Genomic DNA, 14,323 nt, shown 5'->3' with positions numbered 1-14,323 from the left:
CTGGTCGCGGTGATGCGCAAGATGCTGGTGATCCTCAACGCCCGCAAGCGTGACGCGGAGGCCCAGATGGCCTCCGCCTGACAAGACAGTTGCTACAGGGGCGTGTTGCGGGCGGCGAATGCTCACAGCGCGCTCTGCCGGCCAGCGGCCGGCACTACCGCTCGGCGTCCAGCTCCGGGTAGTGGCGGAAGATGCCATTCGTGTTGAACGCCAGACGTCGTTCCGAGGCCAGGTAGGCGGCGATGTTCGGCCGCTTCGCCACCCGCGCCTGCAGCGCGCGCAGCAGGGGCAGTGTGGGCGCCAGTGCCTGCATGCGACGCGGGAACATGTAGTCCAGCCCACTCAGCAGCTGGAACAGCGACAGGTCCACATACGAATGCTCGCGCAGTGCATGGCGGCCACCGTTGGCGGCCAGCACCCGTTCGAAGTAGCCCAGGAACTTCGGCAGGCGCTCGCTGCGCAGCGACGCGGCACGTGCCTTGGCCTCGGTCTTCTGCTCTTCGTAGTATTTCGATGCGGCGATCGGATGATGGGTGTCATGCACTTCGGCCACCAGGTCAGCGATGGTCAACTGCAGTTGCAGCGCCTGCATCCGCCGCGATGCGGCCTGCGGCACCAGATCCAGCGTCGGGCCGAGGACGTCCAGGATCGCGGCGACCTGCGCAATGACCTGGCGACCGGCCTTCAGGAACGGCGGCGCGAAGGGCTGCGGGCCTTCGCTGTGGCCCTCCAGGAACGGCTGCATCACCGCATCACCGTGCACCCGCGCCATGTCGATGTAGTCGGCGCCGGCATCTTCCAGCGCCAGCCGCACGAACTCGCCCCGGCCCTGGATGCCGGTCCAGTAATACAGCGCGTACTGCATGGCAGTGTCTCCGCAGGACAAGGCCCACAGCCTCGCGCGCGGCACGCAAAGCAGGCGTGAGCGCGGCTTTGGCGCGGGCCGAAGCCGAACGGCAGCGGAACAGGCGGGGAACCGGCTGGAACCGGTGGGGTCACACCTTCTCCATGCGTGTGAAACGAGGTGCTGCATCATGCAGAGTGGAAAGGCGGTATGGCCCTGGGTGCTGGGTGTGGTGGTGATCGGCGGCGCGGGCGGTTGGTTGTTCCGCGATCAGCTGAAGAGCCTGGCAGACGGTGTCTCGGTGCCGGTGCAATCGCCCCCCGCCAGTACCAGCGCACCGCCACAACCGCAGGCGGCCGCGGAACCCGCGCCAGCGCCACCGACGATCAAGCGTCCGCTGGATACCGAGGCCGCGGCTGATCCGGCGCTACCGAAGCTGGCTGACAGCGATACGGCTGCCTGGGGTGCATTGAGCCAGCTGTTCCAGGGCGAGGGCCCGATGACCCTGCTGCTGCGCGATCACCTGATCCAGCGCCTGGTCACCCAGGTCGACAACCTGGACAAACCAAGCGTGCCGCCGACGGCGCTGGCCGCACGGCCGCTGCCGGGCAACCTGCAGGTCGAGCCTGGCGAGGGCGGGGAACGCATCGCGGCAAGCAACTCGGCACGTTACGCGCCCTATGTGCAGGCCTTTACTGCGCTGGATCCAGCGGCAGCGGCTACGGCGTACAAGCGCTTCTATCCGTTGATCCAGCAGGCCTACGTCGACCTGGGCCGGCCCGAGGGCTACTTCAACGACCGTCTGGTGGCGGTGATCGACCATCTGCTGGAGACCCCGGAACTGGCGCAGGCGCCGTTGGTGCAGCGCGATGAGCGCGGCCGTTACCGCTTTGTCGATCCCACCCTGCAGTCGCGCTCGATCGGGCAGAGGGCGCTGTTGCGCATGGACGCCACGCAGGCGCGGGCGGTCAAGCAGCAGCTGCGGGCGCTCCGCTCTGCGATCACCCGCTGAACCGGTCCACTGCGCCGAACTGATCGGGATCAACGCGCCGACCACACCCGTTCCGGCATGCTGGCCGCAGGCTGACTCGCTACGGGGTGCAGTCGCAGCCACCCTTGAAACGGGGTGGGGCAACCGCATCTTCCCAGCATCGCCGGCGCGGGCCGGCCCTGATGACCGATGAGGATTCGCAATGCGGATGGACAAGCTCACCTCGCGTTTCCAGCAGGCGCTGGCAGACGCACAGTCGCTGGCCGTGGGCCGCGACAACAGCATCATCGAACCGGTCCACCTGTTCAGCGCGCTGCTGGACCAGCAGGGTGGCAGCACGCGCCCGCTCCTGGCCCAGGCCGGGGTGAACGTGCCGGTGCTGCGCGAGCGCCTGACCGAGGCGCTGGACGCACTGCCCAAGGTGTCCGGTCAGGCCGGCAACGTGTCGATGGGCAATGACCTGGGGCGCCTGCTGAACCAGACCGACAAGCTGGCCCAGCAGCACGGTGATGCCTTCATCGCCAGCGAGTGGTTCGTGCTGGCGGCGCTGGAGGATGGTGGCACGCTGGGCATGGCGCTGCGCGCCGCCGGTGCCGACAAGACCCGCCTGCAGGCGGCCATCGACAAGCTGCGCGGCGGCGAGAACGTGCAGTCGGAGAACGCCGAGGAGCAGCGGCAGGCGCTGGAGAAGTACACCATCGACCTGACCGCGCGCGCCGAGAGCGGCAAGCTCGACCCGGTGATCGGCCGTGACGAGGAAATCCGCCGCACCATCCAGGTGCTGCAGCGCCGGACCAAGAACAACCCGGTGCTGATCGGCGAGCCCGGCGTGGGCAAGACCGCGATCGTGGAAGGGCTCGCCCAGCGCATCATCAATGACGAAGTGCCCGAAGGCCTGCGCGGCAAGCGTGTGCTGTCGCTGGACATGGGCGCGCTGATCGCCGGCGCCAAGTTCCGCGGTGAATTCGAGGAGCGCCTGAAGGGCGTGCTCAACGACCTGGCCAAGAACGAAGGCCAGATCATCCTGTTCATCGACGAGCTGCACACCATGGTCGGCGCCGGCAAGGCTGATGGCGCGATGGATGCCGGCAACATGCTGAAGCCGGCGCTGGCACGCGGCGAGCTGCACTGCATCGGTGCGACCACGCTGGACGAATACCGCAAGTACATCGAGAAGGACGCTGCGCTGGAGCGCCGCTTCCAGAAGGTGTTCGTCGGCGAACCCACGGTGGAGGACACCATCGCGATCCTGCGCGGGCTGAAGGAAAAGTACGCCGTGCACCACGGCGTGGAAATCACCGACCCGGCCATCGTGGCTGCCGCCACGCTGTCCAACCGCTACATCACCGACCGCCAGCTGCCGGACAAGGCCATCGACCTGATGGACGAAGCCGCCTCACGCCTGCGCATGGAGATCGACTCCAAGCCGGAGGAGCTGGATCGCCTGGAACGCCGGGTGATCCAGCTGAAGATCCAGCGCGAGATGCTGAAGAAGGAAAAGGACGAAGCCTCGCGGCAGCGCCTGGCCGACCTGGAGAACGATATCGACGGGCTGGAGCGCGAGTTCTCCGACCTCAATGAAATCTGGAAGTCGGAGAAGGCGGCGCTGCAGGGCGCCACCAAGATCAAGGAACAGGTCGAGCAGGCCAAGCTGGAGCTGGAAGCTGCGCAGCGCCGCCAGGATTTCGCCAAGATGAGCGAAATCCAGTACGGCCTGTTGCCGCAGCTGGAAAAGCAGCTGGCCGCCGCGCAGGAAGCCGAGCACAAGGACTTCAAGCTGGTACAGGACCGCGTGACCGATGAGGAGATCGCCGAGGTCGTTTCGCGCTGGACGGGCATCCCGGTCAACAAGATGCTCGAAGGCGAGCGCGACAAGCTGCTGCGCATGGAAGAAGTGCTGCACAACCGTGTGGTCGGCCAGGAAGAGGCGATCAAGGTCGTCTCCGATGCGGTACGCCGCTCGCGTGCCGGCCTGTCCGATCCGAATCGTCCGGCCGGCTCGTTCCTGTTCCTCGGCCCGACCGGCGTCGGCAAGACCGAGCTGTGCAAGTCGCTGGCCGAGTTCCTGTTCGACAGTGCCGACGCGATGATCCGCATCGACATGAGCGAGTTCATGGAAAAGCACAGCGTCGCCCGCCTGATCGGTGCGCCCCCGGGCTACGTCGGCTACGAGGAAGGCGGTTACCTGACCGAGGCCGTGCGTCGTCGCCCGTATTCGCTGATCCTGCTCGATGAGGTGGAGAAGGCGCATCCGGATGTGTTCAACATCCTGCTGCAGGTGTTGGACGATGGCCGCCTGACCGACGGCCAGGGCCGCACGGTGGACTTCCGCAACACCGTCATCGTGATGACCTCGAACCTGGGCTCGCATCAGATCCAGGACATGAGCACCGACGACAGCCCGGAGGCCTACACGCAGATGAAGGCGGCCGTGATGGGCGTGGTGCAGGCGCACTTCCGTCCGGAGTTCATCAACCGCCTGGATGACATCGTCGTGTTCCACCCGCTGGACAAGCAGCAGATCAAGCAGATCGCACGCATCCAGATGCGCGGGCTGGAGAAGCGCCTGGCCGAGCGCGGGCTGAAGTTGGCGGTCTCCGATGCGGCGTTCGATCTGCTCGGCAACGTCGGCTTCGATCCGGTGTATGGCGCGCGGCCGCTGAAGCGCGCGATCCAGTCGCAGCTGGAGAATCCGCTGGCGCAGCAGATCCTGTCCGGCGCGTTCGTCAACGGTGACACCATCGAAGTCGGCAATGAGGGTGGGCATTTGGTCTTCGCCAAGGCCTGAACCGGTGGCGCGCCTGCCATGGCTGGCGCGCCACCAAAGCCTCAGCAAGGCACAATGATCCCGTTTCACTTTCGCAAGGACGAGGAGAACCGCATGGACGTTACCCGCAGGGTTTCACTCTGCGTGGCGCTGGCGCTCGCTGCAGTTGCTGGACACGCCGCAGCCGTAGAACAGGTCCAGCTGCCGCCGATGAAGGGTTACCAGCAGGCCCACCAGAGCACCGACGCACAAGGCAACCGCATCACCGAGTTCGTGCCGCAGGGCCAGACCGTGCAGGACTGGACCGACATGGTTACCGTCAATGATGCGCCGAACAGTGGCCATGTGAGTCCGCGCGAGTTCCTCGGCATCATCGAGGCGGGGTGGCGCATGGCCTGTCCGGCTGCGCAGAGCCACTGGATCCGCGAAGGCGAGGAGGGCGGACGGCCATTCGCGCTGCTGATGCTCAGTTGCCCGCTGAACCCCGGCACCGGCAAACCGGAGTTCACCTGGATCAAGGGCATGCAGGGCAGGCAGGGCTTCCACACCGTGCAGAAGTCGTTCCGCGCCGAGCCGGAGAAGGACGACGTCGTGCAGTGGATCGGCTGGCTGCGAGAGGTCGGCTTGTGCGGCAGCGGCGCCGCACAAGCCTGCCACTGATCGCAGCGAAAGAGGGCGCCCAGCGGCGTCCTTCATGCATCAGAAGCGGTGCGTATAGCCGCTCATCACGCCGAACTGGTTGGCCTTCTGCACGATCGGGCTGTTGGCCGCATCGCCGAGCAGGCGCGTGCCTTCGGCCGAGATGTACCAGTTGCCATTACGGCCCACGCGGTTGCTCCACTTCAGGCCCACACCGGCGCTGACTAGGCCGGCCTTCGGTTTGTGCTCGGCAAAGCCGGTGCGCGCGGCTTGTTCCGGACTGACGCCGTACCAGGTCTGCATGTACCCACGGTTGCCGTAGTCGGTGGAGACGCTGCCGCTGACCACGCCACCGGCCAGGTCGAACAGCGGCATGCTCAGGTTCAGGTGGATCTGCTGGGTAGCCAGTCCGTTCTCAGCCTTGTCCTCGTCCTTGCGGGTGAACTGCCAGGAACCGCTCAGCACGGCTTCGCCCAGCGTATATCCAGCCGAGACACCGACCAGGGGACGGGTATCGATATCGCCCATGCCGCGCAGGAAGTCCGAACCGCCGAGCAGCGAATCCTTGTCCTTGCGGATACCGCTGGCACCGACATAGGCGCGCACGCGGGTGTGCTCGCCGAGGGTCGTGCCCCAGCCGATGCCACTGGTGCCCAGAAACCAGCCCCCTGGCGAGGTGACATCGAAGGACAGCGAAGGCGTCGCACGGTACTCCTCGCTGCCGCTGTAGCGCGGCGCCACGCCACCACCGGCGGCGAGCTCGAAGGTCCAGTGGTCGTCCTTGGCGTGGGCGATCGGGGCAGCGAACAGTGGCAACAGGGCCAGGCAGAGCAGGGTGGGGGAACGGCGAAGCTGGGACATGGAAACTCTCGACAATGGGAGGAAAAGCAGCGCGCGCATCCGGCGAGTGCTGCAGGGTCGCTAGCGTGGCGATACGCCGGCGACCGATCCGTCCGCAGTTGTGCGGGAGTTGTAATCAACTGTAATTGCGCCCGTGGGCGTTCAGCTGGCAGCCAGCGGCCAGTGCATTTCCAGGCGTGCGCCGCCGAGGGCGGCGCGACCGATGCGCAGTTCGCCGTGGTGGCGTGCGGCAATGCGGCCGACGATCGCCAGGCCCAGGCCGAAGCCCCCGGTATCGCGGCTGCGGCTGTCATCCAGGCGGGTGAACGGGCGCATCACCTTCTCGCGATCGGCTTCGGCGATGCCGGGGCCATCGTCATCCACGCGCAGGCAGGCGCGGCCGCTGACACCGACCAGCGAGACTTCCACCTGCGAGCGCGCATGGCGCAGCGCATTGCCGACCAGATTGCTCAGCGCCAGCTGCAGCAGGCGCGGTTCCGCGTCCAGCCGAGGCAGGGCACTGGGCTGCACGCGCAGCACCAGGCCGGCACGTTCGGCATCGCGGCGGGCATCGGCCAGGCAGGCCTGCAGCCAGTCGTTGGCTTCGATCCGCTGCATCGGTTCGCCCTCGCCCGGATGCTCGAGCCGTTCGTAGGCCAGCAGTTCGCTGACCAGCCGGTTGAGCTCGGCCAGGTCGCCATGCAGGCCCTGCGCCAGTCGTTCGCGGCGCTCGCGGTCATCGCTGTCCTGCATCAGGTCCAGGCCAAAGGCCACGCGCGCGATCGGCGTGCGCAGTTCGTGCGAGATCGCATGGGTCAGGTCGCGCTGGCGCTGCACCAGTTCGGCCACGCGTGCGGCCATGCGGTTGGAGTGATCGACGATGACCCGGATCTGCGAGCGTGGCGAAACCTGCGCGCGTGCCTGCAGATCGCCGGCGCCGATGCGGTCGGCATGCACGCGCAGGGCCTCCAGATCGCGCCAGAGCAGGCGAACCCAGGCGTACAGGCTGGCGCCGACCAGCAGCAGGATGCTGAGGTAGGCCGCGATGGTCATGTACGTGGTCATCTGCACCGCGCCAGGCAGGCGCAGGTGCAACCAGCGACCGTCGATGCCTTCGATCGGCAGCAGGACCTGCTGGTACTGATCGCGCACGATGAAGCCATCGGCCTGCACGGCTGCCTGTTCCTGCGGGGCCAGCGCGGGAGGCGTGTCGAGCAGGGTCAATGCGATGCCATAGTGCGGTTGCCACTGCTGCAGGCGCTCGTGCTGCTGGCGACCGTCCAGGCCGGCCAGGCCGCTGCGCAGCGCATACACCTGCCCGCGCACCTGCTGGACGAAAACGCGATCCTGCACGGGCGTATAGATGCTGTCGAGCACCCGGTTGAGGAAGAATACCGAGGCCAGGAAACAGGCGCCGGTGATGAACCACAGCCACAGGAACAGCCGCTTCATGCCGTCCAGGCCGACGGATTGAACTGGTAGCCGCGGCCCCACACCGTCTTGATCCGCCGCGGCTCGCGCGCATCATCGCCGAGCTTGCGACGCAGCTTGCCGATGCAGACGTCAACGCTGCGGTCCAGGCCGTCGAAGCCGATACCGCGCACCGCCTGCAGGATCTGGTCACGGGACAGGATCTGCCCGGGCTGGCTGGCCAGCAGCCACAGGATTTCGAATTCGGTGGTGCCCACGTCCACCGTGGCGCCGTGCAGGTGTACCTCACGCTGCATGCGGTCGATCAGCAGTTCACCGTGCATCAGCCGGCTGGGCGTGCCGGTATTGCCGCTGCCGTGGCGGCGGCGCAGCAGGGCGCGCAGCCGGGCAAGAAGCAGGCGTGGTTCGATGGGCTTGTGCACATAGTCGTCGGCGCCCGATTCCAGGCCCAGCACCTGTTCGATGTCGTCCTCGCAGGCGGTCAGCATCAGGATCGGCACATCGGAGAAGCTGCGGATCTGCCGGCACACGTCGATGCCGCCCAGGCCGGGCAGCATCAGGTCCAGCACCACCAGCTCCGGCGCGTGCTGGCGGCAGGCGGCGCCGGCGAGGTCGCCGCGTGCGATGTGCTGCACGGCGAAGCCATGCTGGTGGAGGTAGTCGCTCACCAGTTCGGCCAGGCGACGGTCGTCCTCTACCAGCATGACCGACGTAGGCGAACTGCTGGTGGTGGGATGCCAGGGCGATGGCTGCATGGGTGGGGCCTCCGTGCCCGGGCAGGAGCGCCCGGCGGCGCAGCCTAGCAACGCCCCATGACGACTGCCTGAATCGCGGCCAACCTGATAACCGCCGGTACGGGCGTCATCGCCAGTAGCTTTCAGCGGCGTGTGCCAGCTGGCCTATGGTGGCGGTTTCCCCGGATGGAGCCTGGTGCAATGAGCGAACCGCAGTGGCAACTGGAAACCCTGGCCGTGCACGGTGGCTACCGACCCGACCCGACCACCCGCGCGGTGGCGGTGCCGATCTACCAGACCGTGGCGTATGCCTTCGATGACACCCAGCACGGTGCCGACCTGTTCGACCTGAAGGTGCCAGGCAACATCTACACCCGCATCATGAACCCTACCACCGACGTGCTGGAGCAACGCCTGGCCGCACTGGAAGGTGGCATCGGTGCGCTGGCGCTGGCCTCGGGGCAGGCCGCGATCACCTATGCCCTCCAGACCATCGCCGAGGCCGGTGACAACATCGTCGCCTCCAGCGCGCTGTATGGCGGCAGCCTCAACCTGCTGGCCCACACGCTGCCGCAGTATGCCATCCAGGCGCGCTTCGCCGACCCGGCCGATCCTTCTGCGTTCGCCGCGCTGATCGACGAGCGCACCAAGGCGGTGTTCGTTGAATCGATCGGCAACCCGCGCGGCAACGTCACCGACATCGCCGCCATTGCCGAGGTGGCGCATGCCGCGGGTGTGCCGCTGATCGTCGACAACACCGTGGCTACGCCGTTCCTGCTGCGTCCGTTCGAGCACGGTGCCGACATCGTCGTGCACTCGCTGACCAAGTACCTGGGCGGCCACGGCACCAGCCTGGGCGGCGCGATCGTCGATTCGGGCCGCTTCGACTGGGCGGCGCAACCCACGCGCTTCGCGCGGCTCAACCAGCCCGACCCCAGTTACCACGGCGTGGTCTATACCGAAGCACTGGGGCCGGCGGCCTACATCGGCCGCGCGCGGGTGGTCCCGCTGCGCAATACCGGTGCCGCGTTGTCGCCGTTCAATGCGTTCTTGATCCTGCAGGGCATCGAGACCCTGGCCCTGCGCATGGAGCGCATCAACGCCAATGCACTGGCCGTCGCGCAGTTCCTGAAGGCGCACGACAAGGTCGCCTGGGTGCGTTACGCGGGACTGGCAGACGACCCCGAGCATGCCGCCGCGCAGCGCTACCTGGGCGGGCATGGCTCGGGCGTACTGACCTTCGGCCTGCCGGGCGGGCGCGAGGCTGGCGCGCGCTTCCTCGATGCGCTGAAGCTGTTCACCCGCCTGGTCAACCTGGGCGACGCGAAGTCGCTGGCCACCCATCCGGCCTCGACCACCCATCGCCAGCTGGATGCGGCAGAGCTGGCCAAGGCCGGGGTCAGTGAAGATACCGTGCGGCTGTCGATCGGCATCGAGCACATCGGTGACCTGCGCGCCGACCTGGAGCAGGCCCTGGCCGCCGCCTGATAGCCGCGCGCTTGGTGCATATCGCCACAGGCGATCACCACCGGCGGCGCGATGCGCTAGGGTGGAACTGCCTCTCCAAGGCGTGGCAACGTGGCGATCCAGATCCCCGGTCGATGCGGGTCGACCGGGGATTTTTTTGTGTCGCCGTGTCGACCAAGGTCGACACCCACCAACAGCAGCGGGGACCCACCCCGCCATCCCACGGATAGTCAGCCTTGCTTTTGCCGTTGCCTCGGCAGGTGCAGGGCTGCAAGCCCTGCCGCAAGCACACCCCTCATACAACAGGAATGTTGTGCTGCCTCAGGTTCCGGTACGGCGGCGTGGACATGATCATCTCCGCCAGCGAATAGGCCAGCTCGCGCTCGGCCATCACCGTGCCATCGGCACCATGCTCCAGCAGATGCTTCACTTCGGCATCGCTGTGCGCACGTGCCAGCAGGGTCAGGTCCGGGTTGATCGCACGCAGCTTGGCCAGCGCCTCACCGGCTTCCAGCGGCTGCGGAATCGCCAGCACCGCAATCTTCGCCCGCTCAGGATGGGCCTCGGCCAGCACCCGGTCGGCCGCCGCACTGCCGCGGATCGCCGCCAGGCCCTTGGCGTGCGCCGACTCGACGTGTTCCTTGTTGTCATCGATCACCAGCACCGGCACGCCACGGTCGCTCAGCACCTGCGCCAGTTCGCTGCCGACCCGGCCATAGCCGATCACGATGGCGTGGTCATGCAGGTCCCGTGACGGGCCGGTCGCCTCTTCCGGCTCCGGCGTTTGCGGCTGTGTTTCCTGCTTGGCCTGCCATCGGTCGAGCAGGCCGAACACCAGCGGGTTGAGCATGATCGACACCAGCGCACCGGCCAGCACCAGCGACTGGCCTTCCTTCGGCAGGATCTGCAACGCCACACCGAGCCCGGCGATGATGAAGGCGAACTCACCGATCTGCGCCAGGCTGGCCGAGATGGTCAACGCGGTGCTGGTGGGATGGCCGAACGCACGCACGATGAAGAAGGCGACGGCCGACTTGCCGAACATGATGATCAGCACCGTGGCCAGCACCTGCCACGGGTGCTGCACGATGATGTTGGGGTCGAACAACATGCCGACCGAGACGAAGAACAACACCGCGAACGCATCGCGCAGCGGCAGCGAATCATGCGCGGCCTTTTGGCTCAGTTCCGATTCGTTGAGCAGCATGCCAGCGAAGAACGCGCCCAGCGCGAACGAGACACCGAACAGCATCGCAGAGCCGAACGCCACGCCCAGCGCAATTGCCAGCACCGACAGGGTGAACAGTTCGCGCGAGCCGGTACCGGCGATACGTTCGAGGATCCACGGGATGACCCGGCGCCCGACCACCAGCATCACCGCCACGAACAGGCCCAGCTGCACGAAGGTCCAGCCGATGTCGGCCAGCACGCTGCCCAGCGAGTGCGACTCCTTGGCCGCGTCGGGACCGAACACGCCGGCCATCACCGGCATCATCACCAGCGCCAGCACACAGGCCAGGTCTTCGACGATCAGCCAGCCGACCGCGATCTTGCCGCGCATCGTCTCCAGCAGGCGCCGTTCCTCCATCGCCCGCAGCAGCACCACGGTACTGGCCGTGGCCAGCGAGAAACCAAAGATGACGCCGTGAATGGCCGGCCAGCCCATCAGCGAGGCCACGCCCCAGCCGAGCAGGGTGGCCACCGCGATCTGGCCGATGGCGCCGGGGATGGCGATGGCCTTGACCGCCATCAGGTCCTTCAGCGAGAAGTGCAGGCCGACGCCGAACATCAGCAGCATCACGCCCAGTTCGGCCAACTGGTTGGCCAGCGCCTGATCGGCGACGAAGCCGGGGGTGAACGGGCCTACGCAGATGCCAGCAACCAGGTAACCGACCAGGGGAGACAAGCGGAGCTTGTTGGCCAGCGCGCCGAAGATGAAGGCGAGCCCCAGGCCAACGGCAACGATGTTGATCAGGTCGGTGTCATGGTGCATCGGCACTCGCAGGAAATCGGGGGGGGATGCCCCGATTTTCACCGACGAGGCCAGATACGGCAAACCCGCCGTCCACGTGCCGTGGCCGGCGGGCTTGCCCACGCATTTCTCCTCTACCCCCGCCTTCGGCGCGCCCCTTCAACAAGAAGGGGCTCTCCTCCAGATGCGGCCCGGGGTTGCCGGCCAGCGGCCGGCACTACCAGAGCCTCGCTTACCAGGTGTACTTGATCCGCCCGTACACATACGCGCCGTTGAAGCCGAACGGCGAGTAGTTGCTGTACGGCAGCATGCCGAAGGTGGAGTTCTGCAGGTCTTCGGTGCGGTCCGGGTACTTGTCCAGCAGGTTGTCAGCGCCCACGGTCAGGGTCCAGTTGCTGCTCGGCTTGTAGCTGGCCGAGGCATCCACCACCCAGGCATCGCCGTAGGTCTGGTCGCGCAGCGCGGTGGCCGAGTTGCGCACGGTGAACTTGCCGTAGCGGGTCGCGGCCAGGCCCAGTTCCCAGTGGTCCGAACGCCAAGTGCCGCTCAGGATCGCCTTGTCGCGCGGGTAGCTGTCCTCGATGCGACCGATCTCATCACGGCCGATCAGCGACTGGGTCAGGCCCAGCGTGCCGAACACCGCCGGAGTGCCGCCGACACGGCGCACTTCGGTGTCGTTGTAGCTGTAGGCGGCGGTCAGCTCCAGGCTGCTGGCGCTGAACGGCACGGTATAGCTGGACACGAAGTCGACGCCGCGGGTGCGCGTATCCAGGCCGTTGGTGAAGTACGAGAACGCGGTCACCTGCGGCAGGCCGAGGGTGCCCAGCAGCGCGCTGGTGGCGGCGTTGGTGGTGATGCTGGACGACAGCGCGATGCGGTCATCAATGTCGATCTGGTACGCATCGACGGTGATGTACAGGCGGTCGACCGGCTGCAGCACCAGCCCCAGGCTGTAGGAGGTGGAGGTTTCGGCCTTCAACGGCGAGGCGCCCAGCGCCTGCGCGGCCGGGCTGGTGGTCGGGAAGGTGCCGCGTTCAACGAACACGCCATTGAGGAACTGGCTGGTGACCGCCTGGTAGCCCTGCTGCGCCAGCGACGGTGCACGGAAGCCGCTGGAGGCGGTGGCACGCAGCGCGACCTTGTCGGTGAACGCATAGCGCGCCGACAGCTTGCCGGAGAAGCGGTCGCCGAAGTCCGAGTAGTCCTCGTAGCGGCCGGTGATGCCGGCCGAGAACTTCTCGGTCAGGTCCGCTTCCAGGCCTGCATAGACCGCGTAGTTGTGGCGGTCGGCATGCACTTCATTGGTCGGGGTGAAGCCGGCGAAGCCCTGCGCGCCGCTCCCGGTGTACGAGTTCAGTTCGCCCGGATTCTGGTCCCACTTCTCCTTGCGGTACTCACCGCCGAAGGACAGCGTGACCGGATAGGCCAGGCCCCAGTCCAGCGACTTGGTCAGGTCGGCGTTGAAGATGTCCTGCTGGTACTTCAGCGTGCCGTCGTAGAACGAGCGCGGGCTGGTGGCGCCGAGGCTGTAGTTGATGCTGTTGCGGGTGTGGAAATCGAGGGTGTTCTCGCCGTGGTTCAGGCTCAGGTCCCAGGTCCAGCCGCTGTCGGTGTTGCCCTTGACCCCGGCCACCAGCGAGCGGTCCTTGGAGTACTGGTTGATCTGCGGCACGTAGCCGTCCGGGTAGGTCTGTGCCAGCAGCGCGCTCTGCCCGCTGTGGTTGCGCGAGCGGTAGAACGCGAACGAGGTGATGTCGCGGTTGCTGAGCAGCGCGCTGGCGTAGCCGGTCACGTGGTCGCTGAAGTCGAAGCTGGCGTTGGCCGAGGCGGCGGTGGTGTCCACGCGCGGGTCGCCGACGATGAAGGTCTTCTGGCCGATGCTGGGGAAGTTGCCGGTATTCGGCGTGGTGCCGCGGTACGGACCGGCGCGGTTGCTCTCGTCCTGCTGGCTGATCTGGCCGGCCACGTGCACGCGGCCACGGCCGTTGCCGAACTCGACGCCGGTATCGCCGGAAAGCTGGTACTTGTTGCCGTCACCGGCCGAGTACTGGCCGTAGTCCACGGCCAGGCTGCCGCCACGGCCGCTGCCCTTGAGCACGATGTTGATGACGCCGGCGATGGCGTCCGAGCCGTACTGCGCCGACGCGCCGTCGCGCAGCACTTCCACGCGCTCGATCGCGGCGATCGGGATCGCGTTGATGTCCACCGCCGACGAGCCACGGCCGATGCTGCCGTTGACGTTGATCATCGCCGAGGTGTGGCGCCGCTTGCCGTTGACCAGCACCAGCACCTGGTCCGGTGACAGGCCGCGCAGTTGCGCCGGGCGCACGCCGCTGGTGCCGTCGGTCAGGGCAGGGCGCGGGAAGTTCAGTGAGGGCAGGGCGCGCGACAGTGCGGTGGCCAGTTCACTGGTGCCGGTGGACTGCAGCACTTCAGGGGTGATGATGTCGATCGGCGACTGCGATTCGGCGACGGTGCGGTCGGCCACGCGGGTGCCGGTGACGATCACGGTGTCCAGGGTGTTGGCGGCGGTGCCGGCCTGCTGGGCGGCGGCGACGAACGGAGAGCCACCGAGTGCGACAGCGACGGCGGCGGCGATCAGGCTGGTCTTGCGGGTCATCGGGATGGGGCTCCGGTT

The 14,323-nt window shown here is 67.1% G+C and carries 10 protein-coding genes; 4 read left to right on the top strand and 6 right to left on the bottom strand.

Translation table 11 applies throughout. The annotated features are described in order from the left end of the window. Positions 1-154 precede the first annotated feature (154 nt). A complete protein-coding gene (locus tag AC2A1N_RS04910) occupies positions 155-865 on the bottom strand; it encodes a glutathione S-transferase (RefSeq protein ID WP_242894468.1) in 711 nt (236 codons plus the stop codon). A 169-nt stretch (positions 866-1,034) separates the two neighbouring features. On the opposite strand from AC2A1N_RS04910, the gene AC2A1N_RS04905 reads away from it, so the two are divergent. The 3 genes from AC2A1N_RS04905 to AC2A1N_RS04895 all read left to right on the top strand — a co-directional run bounded on the left by AC2A1N_RS04905 (position 1,035) and on the right by AC2A1N_RS04895 (position 5,262). Next, a complete protein-coding gene (locus AC2A1N_RS04905) occupies positions 1,035-1,856 on the top strand; it encodes a DUF3014 domain-containing protein (RefSeq protein WP_242894470.1) in 822 nt (273 codons plus the stop codon). Positions 1,857-2,037: 181 nt separating this feature from the next. Further along, the gene (gene clpB, locus AC2A1N_RS04900; protein WP_154351283.1) at positions 2,038-4,623 is read left to right on the top strand and encodes an ATP-dependent chaperone ClpB; all 2,586 of its coding nucleotides are present in this window, start codon (positions 2,038-2,040) and stop codon (positions 4,621-4,623) included. Positions 4,624-4,716: 93 nt separating this feature from the next. After that, positions 4,717-5,262 carry a hypothetical protein gene (locus tag AC2A1N_RS04895; RefSeq protein ID WP_242894087.1) on the top strand — a complete coding sequence of 182 codons (546 nt, stop codon included), beginning with the start codon at positions 4,717-4,719 and terminating at the stop codon, positions 5,260-5,262. Positions 5,263-5,301: 39 nt separating this feature from the next. On the opposite strand, the gene AC2A1N_RS04890 is transcribed toward AC2A1N_RS04895, so the two are convergent. The 3 genes from AC2A1N_RS04890 to AC2A1N_RS04880 all read right to left on the bottom strand — a co-directional run bounded on the left by AC2A1N_RS04890 (position 5,302) and on the right by AC2A1N_RS04880 (position 8,267). After that, positions 5,302-6,102 (bottom strand): MipA/OmpV family protein, encoded by an 801-nt coding sequence (locus AC2A1N_RS04890; protein ID WP_242894084.1) that lies wholly within the window; start codon positions 6,100-6,102, stop codon positions 5,302-5,304. Positions 6,103-6,243: 141 nt separating this feature from the next. After that, positions 6,244-7,533, bottom strand: coding sequence for an ATP-binding protein (locus AC2A1N_RS04885; protein WP_242894081.1), 1,290 nt, complete (start codon positions 7,531-7,533; stop codon positions 6,244-6,246). Then, complete coding sequence (locus tag AC2A1N_RS04880; RefSeq protein ID WP_134968998.1) at positions 7,530-8,267, bottom strand: winged helix-turn-helix domain-containing protein; 738 nt, start codon at positions 8,265-8,267, stop codon at positions 7,530-7,532. The genes AC2A1N_RS04885 and AC2A1N_RS04880 overlap by 4 nt, the downstream gene beginning before the upstream one ends. A 180-nt stretch (positions 8,268-8,447) precedes the next feature. On the opposite strand from AC2A1N_RS04880, the gene AC2A1N_RS04875 reads away from it, so the two are divergent. Continuing rightward, positions 8,448-9,734 carry an O-acetylhomoserine aminocarboxypropyltransferase/cysteine synthase family protein gene (locus AC2A1N_RS04875; protein ID WP_242894078.1) on the top strand — a complete coding sequence of 429 codons (1,287 nt, stop codon included), beginning with the start codon at positions 8,448-8,450 and terminating at the stop codon, positions 9,732-9,734. Positions 9,735-10,008: 274 nt separating this feature from the next. On the opposite strand, the gene ybaL is transcribed toward AC2A1N_RS04875, so the two are convergent. Beyond that, on the bottom strand, positions 10,009-11,706 hold the full coding sequence (gene ybaL / locus AC2A1N_RS04870) for a YbaL family putative K(+) efflux transporter (RefSeq protein ID WP_242894074.1): 1,698 nt from the start codon (positions 11,704-11,706) through the stop codon (positions 10,009-10,011). A 211-nt stretch (positions 11,707-11,917) separates the two neighbouring features. Next, positions 11,918-14,305 (bottom strand): TonB-dependent receptor plug domain-containing protein, encoded by a 2,388-nt coding sequence (locus tag AC2A1N_RS04865; protein WP_242894071.1) that lies wholly within the window; start codon positions 14,303-14,305, stop codon positions 11,918-11,920. Between the last annotated feature and the right edge of the window lie 18 nt (positions 14,306-14,323).

It is taken from the genome of Stenotrophomonas maltophilia group sp. SKK55 (assembly GCF_057179845.1).
Note: the sequence above shows the minus strand (reverse complement) of the source record. Positions and strands in the feature narration are given on the sequence as shown.

Excerpts from the sequence above, each read along its gene's own strand:
- AC2A1N_RS04890 (WP_242894084.1), bottom strand. The coding sequence starts at position 6,102 with ATGTCCCAGCTTCGCCGTTCCCCCACCCTGCTCTGCCTGGCCCTGTTG.
- AC2A1N_RS04875 (WP_242894078.1), top strand. The coding sequence starts at position 8,448 with ATGAGCGAACCGCAGTGGCAACTGGAAACCCTGGCCGTGCACGGTGGC.
- AC2A1N_RS04865 (WP_242894071.1), bottom strand. The coding sequence starts at position 14,305 with ATGACCCGCAAGACCAGCCTGATCGCCGCCGCCGTCGCTGTCGCACTC.
- AC2A1N_RS04895 (WP_242894087.1), top strand. The coding sequence starts at position 4,717 with ATGGACGTTACCCGCAGGGTTTCACTCTGCGTGGCGCTGGCGCTCGCT.
- AC2A1N_RS04910 (WP_242894468.1), bottom strand. The coding sequence starts at position 865 with ATGCAGTACGCGCTGTATTACTGGACCGGCATCCAGGGCCGGGGCGAG.
- clpB (WP_154351283.1), top strand. The coding sequence starts at position 2,038 with ATGCGGATGGACAAGCTCACCTCGCGTTTCCAGCAGGCGCTGGCAGAC.
- AC2A1N_RS04905 (WP_242894470.1), top strand. The coding sequence starts at position 1,035 with ATGCAGAGTGGAAAGGCGGTATGGCCCTGGGTGCTGGGTGTGGTGGTG.
- ybaL (WP_242894074.1), bottom strand. The coding sequence starts at position 11,706 with ATGCACCATGACACCGACCTGATCAACATCGTTGCCGTTGGCCTGGGG.
- AC2A1N_RS04885 (WP_242894081.1), bottom strand. The coding sequence starts at position 7,533 with ATGAAGCGGCTGTTCCTGTGGCTGTGGTTCATCACCGGCGCCTGTTTC.
- AC2A1N_RS04880 (WP_134968998.1), bottom strand. The coding sequence starts at position 8,267 with ATGCAGCCATCGCCCTGGCATCCCACCACCAGCAGTTCGCCTACGTCG.